The 14,078-nt window shown below is 65.5% G+C and carries 17 protein-coding genes; 11 read left to right on the forward strand and 6 right to left on the reverse strand.

Features of this window, described 5'->3' with window-relative positions; translation table 11 throughout:
* The first annotated feature begins 14 nt into the window (after window positions 1–14).
* Both FHW58_RS18910 and FHW58_RS18915 read left to right on the forward strand, forming a co-directional pair.
* Complete coding sequence (locus FHW58_RS18910; protein ID WP_179674724.1) at window positions 15–803, forward strand: hypothetical protein; 789 nt, start codon at window positions 15–17, stop codon at window positions 801–803.
* 68 nt (window positions 804–871) lie between these two features.
* On the forward strand, window positions 872–1,147 hold the full coding sequence (locus FHW58_RS18915) for a DUF493 family protein (RefSeq protein WP_179674725.1): 276 nt from the start codon (window positions 872–874) through the stop codon (window positions 1,145–1,147).
* Here the strand turns inward: FHW58_RS18915 and gcvA are convergent, their stop codons facing one another.
* Window positions 1,148–2,041 carry a transcriptional regulator GcvA gene (gene gcvA / locus FHW58_RS18920; protein ID WP_179674726.1) on the reverse strand — a complete coding sequence of 298 codons (894 nt, stop codon included), beginning with the start codon at window positions 2,039–2,041 and terminating at the stop codon, window positions 1,148–1,150.
* Between the two features lie 111 nt (window positions 2,042–2,152).
* Between gcvA and yfcF the strand changes: the two genes are divergently transcribed.
* The 6 genes from yfcF to FHW58_RS18950 all read left to right on the forward strand — a co-directional run bounded on the left by yfcF (window position 2,153) and on the right by FHW58_RS18950 (window position 5,969).
* On the forward strand, window positions 2,153–2,779 hold the full coding sequence (gene yfcF, locus FHW58_RS18925; protein ID WP_179674727.1) for a glutathione transferase: 627 nt from the start codon (window positions 2,153–2,155) through the stop codon (window positions 2,777–2,779).
* A gap of 109 nt (window positions 2,780–2,888) precedes the next feature.
* The gene (lipB, locus tag FHW58_RS18930) at window positions 2,889–3,548 is read left to right on the forward strand and encodes a lipoyl(octanoyl) transferase LipB (RefSeq protein WP_179674728.1); all 660 of its coding nucleotides are present in this window, start codon (window positions 2,889–2,891) and stop codon (window positions 3,546–3,548) included.
* A gap of 7 nt (window positions 3,549–3,555) precedes the next feature.
* On the forward strand, window positions 3,556–4,530 hold the full coding sequence (gene lipA, locus FHW58_RS18935; protein ID WP_179674729.1) for a lipoyl synthase: 975 nt from the start codon (window positions 3,556–3,558) through the stop codon (window positions 4,528–4,530).
* An 86-nt stretch (window positions 4,531–4,616) separates the two neighbouring features.
* Window positions 4,617–4,850: a type II toxin-antitoxin system Phd/YefM family antitoxin gene (locus FHW58_RS18940; protein ID WP_179674730.1), complete on the forward strand. Its 234-nt coding sequence runs from the start codon at window positions 4,617–4,619 to the stop codon at window positions 4,848–4,850.
* Complete coding sequence (locus tag FHW58_RS18945) at window positions 4,850–5,227, forward strand: type II toxin-antitoxin system VapC family toxin (protein ID WP_179674731.1); 378 nt, start codon at window positions 4,850–4,852, stop codon at window positions 5,225–5,227. The genes FHW58_RS18940 and FHW58_RS18945 overlap by 1 nt, the downstream gene beginning before the upstream one ends.
* A gap of 79 nt (window positions 5,228–5,306) precedes the next feature.
* Window positions 5,307–5,969, forward strand: coding sequence for a uracil-DNA glycosylase (locus FHW58_RS18950; protein ID WP_179674732.1), 663 nt, complete (start codon window positions 5,307–5,309; stop codon window positions 5,967–5,969).
* Here the strand turns inward: FHW58_RS18950 and FHW58_RS18955 are convergent.
* From FHW58_RS18955 to FHW58_RS18975, 5 genes are all read right to left on the reverse strand, one after another.
* The gene (locus FHW58_RS18955; RefSeq protein WP_179674733.1) at window positions 5,945–7,057 is read right to left on the reverse strand and encodes a HupE/UreJ family protein; all 1,113 of its coding nucleotides are present in this window, start codon (window positions 7,055–7,057) and stop codon (window positions 5,945–5,947) included. The two genes, FHW58_RS18950 and FHW58_RS18955, sit on opposite strands and share 25 nt — an antisense overlap.
* Window positions 7,057–8,223 carry a hypothetical protein gene (locus FHW58_RS18960; protein WP_179674734.1) on the reverse strand — a complete coding sequence of 389 codons (1,167 nt, stop codon included), beginning with the start codon at window positions 8,221–8,223 and terminating at the stop codon, window positions 7,057–7,059. Before FHW58_RS18960 ends, FHW58_RS18955 begins: the two co-directional genes overlap by 1 nt.
* A gap of 118 nt (window positions 8,224–8,341) precedes the next feature.
* Window positions 8,342–8,593, reverse strand: coding sequence for a hypothetical protein (locus FHW58_RS18965; protein WP_179674735.1), 252 nt, complete (start codon window positions 8,591–8,593; stop codon window positions 8,342–8,344).
* The gene (locus FHW58_RS18970; RefSeq protein ID WP_179674736.1) at window positions 8,590–10,119 is read right to left on the reverse strand and encodes a DUF4331 domain-containing protein; all 1,530 of its coding nucleotides are present in this window, start codon (window positions 10,117–10,119) and stop codon (window positions 8,590–8,592) included. The genes FHW58_RS18965 and FHW58_RS18970 overlap by 4 nt, the downstream gene beginning before the upstream one ends.
* 95 nt (window positions 10,120–10,214) lie before the next feature.
* Entirely contained in the window at window positions 10,215–12,224 is a 2,010-nt protein-coding gene (locus FHW58_RS18975; RefSeq protein WP_179674737.1) for a TonB-dependent receptor, read from the reverse strand.
* A gap of 139 nt (window positions 12,225–12,363) precedes the next feature.
* Here FHW58_RS18975 and FHW58_RS18980 point away from each other — a divergent pair, with 139 nt between their 5' ends.
* Genes FHW58_RS18980 through FHW58_RS18990 form a run of 3 tightly spaced genes read left to right on the forward strand, consistent with a single transcriptional unit; the run spans window position 12,364 to window position 14,075 of the window.
* Entirely contained in the window at window positions 12,364–12,951 is a 588-nt protein-coding gene (locus FHW58_RS18980; RefSeq protein ID WP_373996704.1) for a sigma-70 family RNA polymerase sigma factor, read from the forward strand.
* Window positions 12,948–13,640: an anti-sigma factor domain-containing protein gene (locus FHW58_RS18985; RefSeq protein WP_179674739.1), complete on the forward strand. Its 693-nt coding sequence runs from the start codon at window positions 12,948–12,950 to the stop codon at window positions 13,638–13,640. The genes FHW58_RS18980 and FHW58_RS18985 overlap by 4 nt, the downstream gene beginning before the upstream one ends.
* 12 nt (window positions 13,641–13,652) lie before the next feature.
* Window positions 13,653–14,075: a PaaI family thioesterase gene (locus FHW58_RS18990; protein ID WP_179674740.1), complete on the forward strand. Its 423-nt coding sequence runs from the start codon at window positions 13,653–13,655 to the stop codon at window positions 14,073–14,075.
* The last annotated feature ends 3 nt before the right edge of the window (window positions 14,076–14,078 follow it).

The following is a 14,078-nucleotide window of genomic DNA, read 5'->3' on the forward strand; positions in this document are numbered from 1 at the left end:
GAAGGAAGACTGACATGAGCAACTTGAATGGCTGGGGTTTGACCGCGCGCCTGATTTCCAAACATTTCGGTGCGCTGGGCAATCGCGTGTCCGAAGCGATCGCCAATTTTGATCCGGAAACCGCCACCGAGGCCGACCGCGACCGTCTGGCCGACAACCTGCGCAGCGCCGCCCAGAAGCTGGCCGCCGCCCGCGCCGCCTTCGACAAGGAAGCGGCCGACGTGGTCCAGCTGCGCCAGCTGATCGCCACCGACGAGCAGGCCGCCGGCACGCTGGCCGAGCGCCTGGCCAGCGGCAAGATTTCCGAGTCCACCATCACGCTGTTCTGCGACGAACTGGAAAGCAACAAGGCGCGCCTGCCGCAGGAACTGCAGGAGGAAGCCGACGCCAGACAGTACATGAACGAGCTGCAAACCATCGTCGACGCGCTGTCGAAGCAGCTGGCCGAGTTCGACGCGCAGGCGAAGAAGGCGATGCAGGCGCTGGCCTCGGCGCGCGCCCAGCAGGATTTGCAACAGCTGCGCGCCGAGCGCCAGGCCCAGCTCAACGGCCTGCAGGGCATGCGCGGCCAGTCGAGCGCGCTGAGCGCCCTGACCCGCCGCGCCGAGGCCATCCGCAACGACGCCGAGGGCCTGCGCATCGTCACCGACATCGGCCAGAAGCCGCTGGACCAGGCCGCCGAACTGGAGGCGATCCGCAAATCGGTGAGCCAGCCGGCGCTGGGCGGCGAGTCGGCGCTGGCCCGCCTGCAACGCCTGTCGGGCCAGCCGGCGCAGGAGCCGCTGGCGCTTGCAAAGTCCTGATCCGGCTACAATATAGGGGGATTGCCGCCATCGTGGCGGCAGTCACCTATTATTAGATTGGAAAGAATATGCGCGCCATCCCACCATCAGAGTCCCTCATCGAATACCCGAGCGACTTCCCGATCAAGGTCATGGGGCCGACTCACGAAGATTTCGCCCCGACCATTATTCTGGTCGTGCAAAAGCATGACGCCGATTTTCACGAAGGCAAAATGGAAGTCCGTCCTTCGGCCAAGGGCAACTACACCGGCCTGACCTGCACCGTGCGCGCCACCAGCCGCGCGCAGCTGGACGCGCTGTACACCGAGCTGTCGGGCCACCCGATGGTGAAAATCGTCATGTAATCACGTGTGCTGGCGCTGGAAGGCTTCGATCTCTTCCAGCAGCCAGCGGCGGAACGCCAGCACCTGCGGCTTGCCGGCCGCGCCGGGCGGCGTGACGAAGTAGTACTCGTCCGGACTGGGCGTGGCGATGTTGAACAGCCGCAGCAGTTGCCCGGAGGCGATCTCCTGCATCGCCACCACATGGCGCACCAGCGCCACCCCGTTGCCGTCGGCGGCGGAACGGATCAGCATCGATAAATCCTCGAACAGCAGCCCGCCGGACGGTTCCGGCAGGTTGACGCCGGCCGCCCGCAGCCACGGCGTCCAGTGCTCCACCGAGCGCAGCAGCGTATGCCGCGCCAGATCAGCCGGCGTGGCCGGCAGCTGCCCACCGCGATAGTGTGGACTCACTACCGGGTAATACACATCCCCCATCAGCCTCAGCACCACCATGCCCGGATAGTGGCCGCGCCCGAAGCGGATGCCCACGTCCACCCCCTCGCGCGCCAGATCCTGCATGTGGCCGCTCGATTGCAGCACCACCTCGATATCCGGATGCAGCTCGATGAAACGCCCCAGCCGCGGCGCCAGCCAGCGCGCGGCAAACGACGGTATCGAGGTGATGGTCAGCCGCTGATTGATGCTGGCCGCGCGCATGGCGTCGGTGGCGGCGGCGATGTCGGCGAAGGCCTTGCCGAGGAACTGGGCGAACTTCAGGCCGTCGTGAGTTATTTTCACCTGTCGGCCGTGGCGCACGAACAAGGCCCGGCCCAGTTCCTCTTCCAGGCCGCGCACCTGGTGGCTGATGGCGCCATGCGTCAGGTGCAACTCCTCCGCCGCGCGCGAGAAATTCTCGTGGCGGGCCGCCGCCTCGAAGGCGCGCAAGGCGGAAAAATTGGGCAGGCGACGCGCCATCCTGTGGATAACTATGTGAGTAAAACTAACAAGAATTGCGAAAATATACCGTTATACAGGCACTTACACAAGGTTTACCATGTGAATAAATTTACCCAAGCCGGAGCCGCCATGCCGTTTCAACTGTACGTCGACAGCCTGTTCACCAGTCCTTATGCCCTGTCCGCCTTTGTGGCGCTGACCGAGAAGGGCCTGCCCTTCAGCGTGCAGACCGTGGATCTGGGCAGCGGCGCGCAGAAACGTTCACCCTACGCGGACAGGGCGCTCACCGCGCGCGTGCCGGCGCTGGTGGAGGGCGATTTCGTGCTGACCGAGTCCAGCGCCATCACCGAATACCTGGACGAGAGCTTCCCGCCGCCGGCATACATCGCGCTGTATCCGCGCGACCGCCGCCAGCGCGCGCAGGCGCGGCAGATCCAGGCCTGGGTGCGCAGCGACCTGGTGCCGGTGCGCACCGAGCGCGATACCGAAACGGTGTTTTTCAGGAAGCCATGCGCGCCGTTGACCGAGCGCGCGCAGGATGCCGCCGCCAGGCTGGTCCATGTGGCCGAGCGCTTCGTGCAGGGGCCGCAACACCTGTTCGGCGACTGGTCGATTGCCGACACCGACCTCGCCATCATGCTGAGCCGGCTGGTGCGCAATGGTGACCCGGTGCCGGCCAGGCTGCGCGACTACGTCGATTTCCAGTGGCAGCGCCCGTCGGTGCAAGCCTGGCTGGCCCGCCACCAGCCCGGCTGACCAACGTCATTCCGGCGCGGGCCGGGATCCATAGGCCGCGTGAAAGCCTGCGCAGCATGGATTCCGGCCTGCGCCGGAATGACTTGGTGGTGTGCTTTATAATGTCGGCATGACGTCTCCAACTTCCCCCGAGATCAAGCATCTCGGACTAGCCGATTACGACAGCACCTTCGCCGCCATGCGGGCCTTTACCGACGCCCGCACGCCGGACACGCGCGATGAACTGTGGATCGTCGAGCATCCGCCGGTCTACACGCTGGGCCTGGGCGCCGATCGCGGCCACCTGCTGGCGGGGGCGTCGTCGATCCCGGTGGTACAGACCGACCGCGGCGGCGAAGTCACCTACCACGGCCCCGGCCAGGTGGTGATTTACCTGCTGATGGACCTGCGCCGCAACAAGCCGGGCGGCAAGCTGTACGCGCGCCAGTTCGTGCATAAAATCGAGCAGGCGATCATCAATGTCTTGCAGGCGTATAATCTCGACGGTGAGCGCGTTGCAGGCGCCCCGGGCATCTACATGGCCGGCGGCGACCACCAAGGCGCCAAGATCGCCGCGCTGGGCTTGAAGGTACGCGGCAATGGCTGCACCTACCACGGGCTGTCGCTGAATGTGGCGATGGACCTGGCCCCGTTTTCCTGGATTAATCCTTGCGGCTATGCCGGGTTGGAAACGACCGATATGCGCACCGTTGGCGCGCAGGCAATGCTGTCGGATGTGCAACAGCAGCTGGCCGAGGAATTAGTCCGCGTCCTGGCGGCAAACGAATGAAACCATTATGACCACTGAAACCACCCTAGCTTACAACCCGAGCGAAAAGCAAAAAGGCGCCAGCAAGACCTCGCGCATCCCGATCAAGATCGTGCCGGTCGAACAGGTCGAGCGCCTGAAGAAGCCGGACTGGATCCGCGTCAAGGCCGGTTCGCCAAACACGCGCTTCTACGAAATCAAGGAAACGCTGCGCGAGAACAAGCTGGTCACCGTGTGCGAGGAAGCCAGCTGCCCGAACATCGGCGAATGCTTCGGCAAGGGCACGGCCACCTTCATGATCATGGGCGACAAGTGCACCCGCCGCTGCCCGTTCTGCGACGTCGGCCACGGCCGCCCCGACCCGCTGGACAAGGATGAGCCGACCAACCTGTCGCACACCATCGCCAAGCTGCGCCTGAGCTACGTGGTCATCACCTCGGTGGACCGCGACGACCTGCGCGACGGCGGCGCCGCCCACTTCGTCGAGTGCATCTCCAACACCCGCGCGCTGTCGCCGAAGACGCAGATCGAAGTGCTGGTGCCGGACTTCCGCGGCCGCCTGGAAAAAGCGCTGGCCATCTTCGCCGACGGCCTGCCAGACGTGATGAACCACAACCTGGAAACCGTGCCGCGCCTGTACAAGGAAGCGCGTCCGGGTTCGGACTACCTGCACTCGCTGAAGCTGCTGAAGGACTTCAAGGCCATGTACCCGAACGTCAAAACCAAGTCGGGCATCATGGTCGGCCTGGGCGAGACCGACGAGGAAATCCTGCAAGTGATGCGCGACATGCGCGAGCACGATATCGACATGCTGACCATCGGCCAATACCTGGCGCCGTCCAACAGCCACCTGCCGGTGCGCCGCTACGTGCACCCGGACGTGTTCAAGATGTTCGAAGAAGAAGCCTACAAGATGGGCTTCAAGCACGCCGCCGTCGGCGCCATGGTGCGCTCCTCGTACCACGCGGACGAGCAGGCCCACAACGTGCTGGCCGCCGGCTGATAAACAAAGGGCTCCGCAAGGAGCCTTTTTGATCTGTATCAGCACAGCCAGCTTGTGCTGGCAGATGTCCGGGCTAGAATAAACCTATGCCCACTTTCGACATCTCCGCAGCCCAACATGAATTCCTTAGCCTGCTTGAAGTGGCACGCCGGGGGGAGGAAGTCATGTTGTCCCAAAATGGCATGCCGGTCGCCAGACTGACAGCCATGCCCGCTCACAGGCCGCTTAAATTTGGCACCATGAAAGGCAAAATCTGGATTGCCGAAGATTTTGACGCACCTTTACCTGACGAAATACAAGCAGCCTTTGAGGGCAAATAGTGCGTCTGCTGCTGGACACTCACGTACTTCTTTGGTGCTTGCAAGGTAATCGTAGATTATCGAAGGCAGCGCGTAGCAAGCTTCTTTCGGCATCGGCGCTCTATATTAGTAGCGCATCGATCTGGGAACTGGCGATCAAAATCAACGCCGGCAAGCTGCAGCTCGATTTGAGTGAGCTGATATTACAGATCGCAGATATCGGCATGCTGGAACTCAGTATTTCATATCCCCACGCTGTTCAGGTAAAAAATCTACCGCGTATTCATCTTGATCCGTTTGACAGGATGTTGATCGCGCAAGCCACCTGTGAATCGATGACCCTGTTGACGGCTGATCGGCTTTTGCTTGCCTATTCGCCTCTGGTCGTACTGATTTGATGTTACACATCATCAAGCCGTGCCCGCGCATGACGGGACAGCCGTATAATCGTTTGGTTGGCATCATCCGGGATCGAGAATGAGTGTACGCATAGAGGCGTCATGGAAGCAGCGCCTGCAGGGAGAATTTGAACAGCCCTACTGGGAAGCCCTGACCTCCTTTGTGCGCGCGGAATATGCGGCCACGCAGTGCTGCCCGGCCGGCAAGAACATCTTCCGCGCCTTCGACCTGACGCCGTTCGACGACGTCAAGGTCGTCATCCTCGGGCAAGACCCATATCACACGCCCGGCGCCGCCATGGGCTTCTGCTTCTCGGTCCCGGACGGCAATCGTCCGCAGCCCAGCCTGCAAAACATCTTCCAGGAACTGCATAACGATCTTGGCGTGGAGCGCCGCCAGACCGATCTCACCGACTGGGCCCAGCAAGGCGTGTTCCTGCTGAACAGCGTGCTGACGGTGCGCGCGAGGGAGGCCGGCTCCCATGCCAACCAGGGCTGGGAGATGTTCACCGACAGCGCCATCCGCGCGCTGTCGCAGCAGCGCGAACACATCGTCTTCATCTTGTGGGGCAGCTATGCCATCGCCAAGCGCGCGTTGATCGACAGCCGCAAGCATCTGGTGATCACTTCGCCGCACCCGTCGCCGTTCTCGGCGCACAAGGGCTTCTTCGGCAGCAAGCCGTTCTCGCGCGCCAACGATTACCTGGTGGCCAACGGTCAGCCGCCGATCCACTGGGCTTGAACATCGAAGGCGCGCTCGATGAACCACACCAGCGCCACCAGCGCGATCAGCACCGAGCCGCCACTAAGCAGGCGCCGGTAGAGCCACGTATGCCGCAGCAGAAACGCCAGCGGCAAAAACGCGGCGACGATGCATAGCTGGCCGATCTCGACGCCGAGGTTGAAACCGAACAGGCTGGCCAGCAGCGCGCCTTTCGGCAGCCCAAGGTCGACCAGCACGCTGGCGAAACCAAAGCCGTGGATCAGGCCAAAGCCAAACGCCGCCACCGGCCGCCGTCCGCGAAACAGCGGATAGACATTGTTCAGCGCCGCCAAAATGACCGACGCGGCGATGGCCGACTCCACCAGCCGCGATGGCAGCGAGATCAGCGACAGGCTGGCCAGCGTCAGCGTCAGCGAGTGCGCCAGCGTGAAGGCGGTGACCACTTTCAGCACGTCGATGAAGGCGCCGCGCAGGTTGTCGGCCGGTGCCGCCAGCAGCACCGCTGGCAGCAGCAGCGACAGCAGGAACAGGATGTGGTCATAGCCGATCCAGATGTGCCACACGCCGTCGCGCACGTAGGCGCTGAACTGCCGCAGCGTGTCCGGCGCCGACAGCGACAGGCGCTGTTGCGCATGCGCCGGGTCGAATATTGCGGTAGTGGTGGCACCATCGCGCGTCAGCCGCAGCAGGCCTTTGTGTTGCGGATCGAGATCGGCGAACAGGCGGTAATCAATCGTCAGCGTGTTCACCGGCCCGGCGCAACTGGCCTGGAAGCGCAGCACGCTGTAGGCGCCGTCGGTATGGTCGTCGATCAATTGCTCGCCCGGCACGATGCGGCAGACGCCGTCGTCGGTGGTCAGGTGCAGGCGTTCCAGCGCGTAAGCGGCCATGGCGGCGTGGCGCGCGCGGATCTCGTCCCAGGTCAGCCGGCCGTCGTCGTCCGCATCCAGGCCGATGGCGTAGTCGAGATCGCGCAAGGCGATGTCCCACTGGCCAATGACGCGGTCGCCTTGCACCGTCAGCGACAGGTAGCTGTCGCTCGGCTTGTGCGCGGCGGCTGGCGTCAGCGCGCAGCACAGCAGCAATAGCAGGAGCAGCCGTTTCATCACGACCCCGCTTTCAACTGGCGCAGCAGGCGCGCGGCGGTCACGTCCTCGGTACCGTGGGTGGCGATCCAGTCGCTGACGGCTTTGGCGGCGGCGGCATCGCGCGCCTGGGCGGCGGCTTCGAGGTAGATGCGCATGTCGGCCGGTTCTTTCTGCACCGCCCAGTTCTTGCGCGCCAGCGCCAGGGCGGCGGGGACATCGCGCCGCAGCCACAGTTCGAAGCGCGCCTGTTCGCGCTGGTGCACGGTGTCGCCGCGCTGGCCGGCCGCGTCGAAGCGTGCCGCCAGTTCGCGGATGTCGGCTTGCAGCGCGTTGTGCTGGCCGCTCTGCTGCAGCGCCAGCGCGCGCCGCAGCAGCAGCGCGTCGATGCGCTCCTCGCCTTGCAGCAGCGCCAGCACGTCGTCGGCGCGGCCCTGGTCGAGCAGCAGGTCGGCGTAGGCGCCTTGCAGATAGCTGTCGCGCGGACGCATGGTCAGCGCCTGGCGGAAGCGTCGTTCGGCGAGCGCCGTGTCGCCGCGCCGTTGCGCCATCTCGGCCAATAACGTCAGCGCCCACAGCTTGAGTTCCTCCGGCGCGTTGGCGCTGCGCTCCAGCGTCAGGTCCAGCAGGCGTTCGCTGGTGGCCGCCTTGCCGGTCACGGCGCCGACGTTGGCCACACAGGTGATGGCCGCCAGATCGATCGACAAGGCGGCCACGCGCGCGCAGCTGGCGGTGGCGCCGGCGTAGTCGCCCTGCACGGTTTGCACGGTGGCCTGGGTCAGCCAGGCTTGCGGGTTGCCGGGATCGGCCGCCAGCACGCCGCGCAGGTCCGCCAGCGCCGGCGCGAACTGGTGGGTGCTTTGCAGCAGCGTGGCGCGCAGCAGGCGGATGTCGGTGGGCGGGGCGGGCTGGCGCCACCACGGTTGCAGCGCGGCCTGGGCGTAGCCGAGGTAGCGCGGTTCGGTTTCGCTGCGGGCCAGCGTGATGTAGCGGCGCGCCAGGCTGGCGGCCAGCGTGGCGTCGTCCGGATGGGCGTTGAGCTGGCTGCGCAGGCGGCGCAATTCCTGCTGCGCCGGATCGCCGCGGCGCGGCACGGTTTCGATCACCTGCTGGCCGCTGGCGGGGAGGTAGGGGGCGGCTTGGGCGGCGGCGGCGCAGCAGATGCACCCCAGTATCAGTTTGTGCATGATGTTGTAGCGGGTTTGACGTTGTGGTTGCTTTGGCGGCTTGCGGCACTGTTTACCCCGCACACCGCTGAGGCCAGGGTCAGACCCCGTACGGGGTCTGACCCTTTCGGTTGCGGGTTTATTTCACCGCCACCGGCTCGCTGTCTTCCGGCGTGGTCACGGCCACGCTGTCGATCGACTGCGGCTCGGTGGTCGTCTCGCTGCCGTCGCCGATGACCGCCAGCACCGCGGTGACAAATTTGTCCACCATCGATACCGGTGGCGGCGGCGTGGTGGTCGGCGGTGGCGACTCGTAGTGGCTGCTGCTGCCGCCGCACGCGCTCAGCACCAGCAAGGCGCTCAGGCCCAGCGCCAGGCCGGCCGCCCTCATGGCGCCCTCCGTGCAGCTTGCACCACCGCCCCGGTCTGCGGCGAACCCGGCAGCGGGTTCTTCAGGTACGGGAAGGCGGCGGTGAAGAAGCTGTCATCCAGATAGGCGCCATCGGTGAAGTGCAGGCCGCCGGCCGGCGCATCGGCCGGCGCGCACCCCAGGTTCAGCGTGCACAGATTGCCCATCACCACGCGCAGCGCGATGTCCACCACGTCGTCACCCGGACGGCGGCCGTTCGGGAAGCCGGCGTTGTCGCCGCCGATCACGCCCAGGCGGTTCTGCTTGCCCATGGCGACCGCTGGCGTGCTGGTGTTCAGGCGCAGCATTTCGGACGCGGTCACCGTGGCCGGCTGGTTCAGGCCCTTGACGCCGGTCAGGAAGGCGGCCACCAGGTCGTTGCGCGGGAAGTTGGTCGGCGCCTTGGCGCCGGCGCTGCCGTACAGGATTTCAATCAGCGCCGGCAGCGTCGGATTGGTCACGTAGGTGGCAAACTGCGCGTCGCCGGACGGCTTGCTGGCGTTGAAGGTGTCCTTGTCCTTCAGGCCGATCACCACCTCGTTCACCAGCGGCATGCCAAGGCGCGACACCTGGGTCCAGGCGCCGCCCTCCTTGGACGGCGTGCTGGTGTTTGGCGTCGGGTTCAGCAGGCGGCCCTGGCGCACGCTGGCGGTGGTCCAGCCGCCGATCACCGGATCGCTGCTGCCGGACGCGGTCAGGCACGAGGCCGCCACTTCCAGTTCGATGGCGGTGACGTTCTTGCCGGCCAGGTCATCCTTGGCGGCGCTCTCCGCGTTGGCGGCGAACTCGGTGGCCGGCGCCTTGATGTTGACCAGGTCGAAGGTCTCGCCCAGGTTGACCACGAACGGGTCCTTGCGCTGGCCGACGAACACCCGCGCCGGCGTGCTGCAGCCGGGGATGTTGACGTTGTACACATGCGCTGCCGCGTAGGCGGCGTAGTTCGGGATCGACTTGTTGCCGATGTTGTCGAGCGGCTTGTCGAAGGTGGTGCTGCCGTCGGCGGCGTTGGTCACGCTGGCGCGGGTGCCGGTGCGGCGGTCGCCGCGCACCACGCTGATGGTGTAGGTTTCGCGCACGTTGGCGCCGGCCGCGTTGGGCGCGGCGATGGCGCCGCCGTTGATCACCAGCGGTATCGACACCTGCTTGCCGCCCACGGTCAGCTTGGTGTCCTTGTTGGTGTTGTTGAAGCGGAACTGGAAGGTCAGGTCTTCCTTGGCGTCGCCGTTGTTGTCGATGTGGATTTCATACAGCGCGTTGGGGTCCATCGCGAAGTAGTTGGGACCGGCGCCGGGGTCCTGCAGCGGCACGTAGTCGGCGATCAGGGTGATGAAGTTGGCGCGGCCGGCTTCGTAGCTGCGGAACATGTAAAAGTCGGTGCCGTCGACCTTGGGGCTTTGCGTAATGAACGGCGCTTCGCGGTGGCTGGACGCCAGCGCCGCCGGCACGCAGACACCGGCCAGTGCGCCAATCACCGCCAGCCGCACTGCTTGATTGATGATAGTTTGCATCTCGCTTCCTCCGAATGAGTGAACCTTCTGTGGGTACTGCAGGCTGGTATACGCGGGTCGCCGCGCGCCAGATTCAGATTTCGTAAGATTAATTTTTAGAAATTGTGTGTCAGCGTCAGGCGCAGGGTGCGCGGCTCGACCGGGTGGAAATGCACGTCGTCGACACCGCCGGCCGGTTCGCCCGCCAGGCGCGAGGCGTAGTAATAGTCGATGTCGCTGGCGCGGCGGTTGAACAGGTTGAAGCCGTCCAGCGTCAGCCGGGTGCGGCGGCTCAGTTGATAGCCGATGCGGCCGTAGGCCAGCGTGGTGGCGGCCGAGCGCACGCTGTTGTCCTCGACCAGCGGCCGCGGGCCGAAGTAGCGCAGCTCGAAGCCGCCGAACCAGCGGCCCAGGTCCTTGACGGTGACGCCGAACGAGGCCACCCTGTCGAGCGCCTCCGGCACGTGGTTGCCGGCCGGGTCGCTCTGGCGGTAGCGCGCGTGCGAGACGGCCAGGTCGAGGTCGAACAGCAGCCAAGGCGCGACGATATAGTGGTTGCTCCACTCGACGCCGGTGCGGCGGCTGGCGCGGCTGGCCTCGGTCTGGCCGCTGTCGCCGGCGTAGACCAGTTCCGAATCGATATCCAGTCCCCACAACGCCAGCGAACTTTGCAGGCCGGGCAGCCACTCGCCGCGCAGGCCCAGCTCGGCGCCGCGCGTGCCCACCAGCGGCGGCGCGCGCCCGGCACCGGTGACGCCGCGCGCGTCGTTGCTGTGGAAGCCGGCGCCGTAGTTGATGAAGTATTCGGTGTTGGCCCACGGCCCGAAGATCAGCGACAGCTTGGGCGAGACCTTGTGGGCGCCGGCGCGCGCGTCGTTGACCTTGAAGCGGTAGGCGTCGTAGCGCAGGCCGGCGATGCTGCGCAGCGTCGGCGTCCAGTAGCTGGTGTTTTCCGCGTACAGCCCGATACTGGCCTCGTCCACGCGGTCCTCGCGCACGGTGGCGAGCCGCTGGCGCGCCTTCGTCGCATATAGGCCGATCGGCGCGATATGGTCGTAGCGCGCCTGTACGCCCAGCTGGTTGCGCATGTCGATGCCGCCGATGGTGCTCAGCCAGGCCTGGCTCAGGCTGGCGCCGCCCAGCGTGCGGCGCTCGCTTTGCTGGAACTGGTCGCCGTTGACCGGGTCGTTCAGCAGGTAGGTGAAGTTGCTGTACAGGTCGAGGCTGGAATGCAGCAGGTAGGCCGAGGCCTGCGTGACGCGCTCGCCGTCGCGGCGGTGCAGATTCCACGCCAGGCTGGTGCGCGTGGTGTCGCCGCCGTCGCTCGGATCGAGGCTGCCGAAGCGGCCGATCAGGCCTTCCTGCACGGCGCGCAGCGGCACCTGGTCGGTGGCGTGCCAGCGGTTGCGGTAGGCCATGGCGGTGACGCTGTAGCCGTCCTGGGCGTCGCCGTGGCTGTAGCGCAGGGTGGCGCTGAGCTTGCGCACCTGTTCCGGCGTCTGCCACGGGCCGTTGTTGCGGCTCAGTTCCAGGCCGTACAGCAGCGTGCCGCCGGCGGCGGCCAGCGAGTCGGCCAGCACGCCGCGCTGGTAGCCGTAGCTGCCCGCCGTCAGGCTGGCGATGCCCTGCTTCAGCTGGTCGCTGAGGCGGATATGGGCGGCGCCGGCGGACGAAAAATCGCCCTCGTCGGCAAAGTAACTGCCTTTTTTATAGTCGATGCGCTGCACCAGTTCGGGAATCAGGAAGTTGAGGTCGGAATAGCCCTGGCCGTGCGCGTGGCTGCGCATATTGACCGGCACGCCGTCGACCCAGGTGGCGAAGTCGGTGCCGTGGTCGAGGTTGAAGCCGCGCAGGAAGTACTGGTTGGCCTTGCCGTCGCCGCTGTGCTGGGTGACGATCATGCCGGGCACGAACTCCAGCAGCTCGCCGGTGCGCAGCGCCGGCCGGTTGGCGATCAGGTTGGCGGTGACCGTGCCCTGGCTGGCGGCGTCGGCGCTGCCCAGCGCGTTGTCGTAATGACCCAATACGGTCACGCTGGCCAGCGCGCCGCCGCTGTCATCGGTGGCCAGCGCCGCGCCGTGCCAGATTGCTGCCGCCAGCGCCGTCGTCCCGCATCTGATCGTCATCTCGTCCCCTTGCCCCGCGTTGTTGAATCCGTCATGTTGTAAGCCTTGTACGCGGGCGGACTGCAACTGGATTCACGATTTTGTTTCGTATTGGGTTGGGAATATGGTAATTTTCGTCATCTTCCCCTCAAGGCAAGCCGTGTCCGACGCTCCTACCCTCGATCCGCAACAGCTGCGCGCCTGGCTGAATGGCGCCGCCCAGCGCGACGCCGCCGCGTTCCGCTCCCTGTATGACGCCACGTCGGCGAAACTGTTTGGCTTCGCGCTGCGTATATTAGGCAAGCGCGAACTGGCCGAAGAAGTGATGCAGGAGAGTTTCGTCGCGATCTGGCACAACGCCGGCAGCTATCAGAGCCATCTGGCTGCGCCGATGACGTGGATGACCACCATCGTGCGCAACAAGGCTTTCGATCTGCTGCGCCGCAGCGATGTCGCCGCCGAAATCGATGGAGACCCTTTTGACGCCGCAATCATGGATGCCTTGCACGACCCCGCCGCCACGCCAATCGAGGCGCTGGAACTGAGCCGCGACGCCACCGCGCTGGCGTATTGCATGTCGGTGCTGGAAGGCGCGCAGCGCCAGGTGCTGGGGCTGGCGTTCTTCCACGACCTGTCGCACAGCGAAGTGGCGCAGCAGATGGCGCTGCCGATCGGCACCGTCAAGACCTGGATACGCCGCAGCCTGGAAAAGCTGAAGGCCTGCCTGACCAAGGGAGCGCGCCCATGAACCTGCGTGACAACGCGCCCTTGCGCGAAAAACTGGCGGCCGAATACGTACTCGGCACGCTGAAGGGCGGCGCCCGGCGCCGCTTCGAGGGCTATCTGCACAATGACGCCGCGCTACGCCGCCTGATCACGGAATGGCAGGATCGGCTGGTGCCGATGGGCGAGTTCGCGCCCGCCGTGCAGCCGCGCAAGCAGGTGTGGACCGGCATCGAGCGGCGCCTGAATTTGCGGCCGGCGCGTGCCGGCTGGCTGGAGTCGCTCAACTTCTGGCGCTGGCTGGGCGCCGCCTCGACGGCGGTGGCGGCCCTGCTGGTGATCGTCATCGGCACCCGCGTGCTCGATCAGCCGCAGCTCGATTACGTCGCCACGCTGACCGACGACAAGGCGCAGACCGCGCTGGTGCTAACCGGCGATACCCAGCACAAGGCGCTGACCGTGCGCCTGGTCGGCAACGCGCCGGTGGCCAGCGACAAGACGCTGCAGTTGTGGGCCGTACCCAAGCAGGGCAATCCACGCTCGCTCGGCCTGCTGGCCGACAAGGGTGAGGTCAGGCTGGCGCTGGGCAGCAACGCCATCGGCGACGACGTCGCGCTGCTGGCCGTGTCGCTGGAGCCGAAGGGCGGCTCGCCGGACCCGAATGGCCCGACCGGCCCTATACTGTATAAGGGCGCGTGGGTACGCGTGATGTAAACAAGGAGCACCATGGACGCTGAAAAATTCAACACCGAGTACTTCAACACCTTCGGCAAGGGCACCTTGCCGGACCATCTGGGCATCGTCATCACCTCCGTCAAGGAGGGCGAGATTGTGGCGGAATTTGCCGTCAGCGGCTATCATCTGGCGCCGAACGGTTTTCTGCACGCGGGCAGCGTGGTCACGCTGGCCGACACGGCCTGCGGCTATGCGTGCTTCGCGCATTTGCCGGAGGGCGCGCAGAACTTCACCACCATCGAGTTGAAATCCAATCACCTCGGCACCGCGCGCGATGGCACGGTGGTGGCAACCGCCACGGCGGTGCATCTGGGCCGCACCACGCAGGTGTGGGATGCAACAGTGGTCAACAAGGCCACTGGCAAGACAATAGCGTTGTTCCGATGCACGCAAATGATCTTGTACCCAAAATAATCT

It is taken from the genome of Duganella sp. 1224, from assembly GCF_013408245.1.
Lineage (GTDB): Bacteria > Pseudomonadota > Gammaproteobacteria > Burkholderiales > Burkholderiaceae_D > Rugamonas.

Bases quoted from the DNA above. Each gene is read 5' to 3' on its own strand.
- lipA (WP_179674729.1), top strand. From the start codon at position 3,556: ATGACCACTGAAACCACCCTAGCTTACAACCCGAGCGAAAAGCAAAAA.
- yfcF (WP_179674727.1), top strand. From the start codon at position 2,153: ATGCCGTTTCAACTGTACGTCGACAGCCTGTTCACCAGTCCTTATGCC.
- FHW58_RS18965 (WP_179674735.1), bottom strand. From the start codon at position 8,593: ATGAGGGCGGCCGGCCTGGCGCTGGGCCTGAGCGCCTTGCTGGTGCTG.
- FHW58_RS18990 (WP_179674740.1), top strand. From the start codon at position 13,653: ATGGACGCTGAAAAATTCAACACCGAGTACTTCAACACCTTCGGCAAG.
- FHW58_RS18985 (WP_179674739.1), top strand. From the start codon at position 12,948: ATGAACCTGCGTGACAACGCGCCCTTGCGCGAAAAACTGGCGGCCGAA.
- FHW58_RS18975 (WP_179674737.1), bottom strand. From the start codon at position 12,224: ATGACGATCAGATGCGGGACGACGGCGCTGGCGGCAGCAATCTGGCAC.
- FHW58_RS18960 (WP_179674734.1), bottom strand. From the start codon at position 8,223: ATGCACAAACTGATACTGGGGTGCATCTGCTGCGCCGCCGCCGCCCAA.
- FHW58_RS18910 (WP_179674724.1), top strand. From the start codon at position 15: ATGAGCAACTTGAATGGCTGGGGTTTGACCGCGCGCCTGATTTCCAAA.
- FHW58_RS18915 (WP_179674725.1), top strand. From the start codon at position 872: ATGCGCGCCATCCCACCATCAGAGTCCCTCATCGAATACCCGAGCGAC.
- lipB (WP_179674728.1), top strand. From the start codon at position 2,889: ATGACGTCTCCAACTTCCCCCGAGATCAAGCATCTCGGACTAGCCGAT.
- FHW58_RS18940 (WP_179674730.1), top strand. From the start codon at position 4,617: ATGCCCACTTTCGACATCTCCGCAGCCCAACATGAATTCCTTAGCCTG.
- gcvA (WP_179674726.1), bottom strand. From the start codon at position 2,041: ATGGCGCGTCGCCTGCCCAATTTTTCCGCCTTGCGCGCCTTCGAGGCG.
- FHW58_RS18970 (WP_179674736.1), bottom strand. From the start codon at position 10,119: ATGCAAACTATCATCAATCAAGCAGTGCGGCTGGCGGTGATTGGCGCA.
- FHW58_RS18955 (WP_179674733.1), bottom strand. From the start codon at position 7,057: ATGAAACGGCTGCTCCTGCTATTGCTGCTGTGCTGCGCGCTGACGCCA.
- FHW58_RS18950 (WP_179674732.1), top strand. From the start codon at position 5,307: ATGAGTGTACGCATAGAGGCGTCATGGAAGCAGCGCCTGCAGGGAGAA.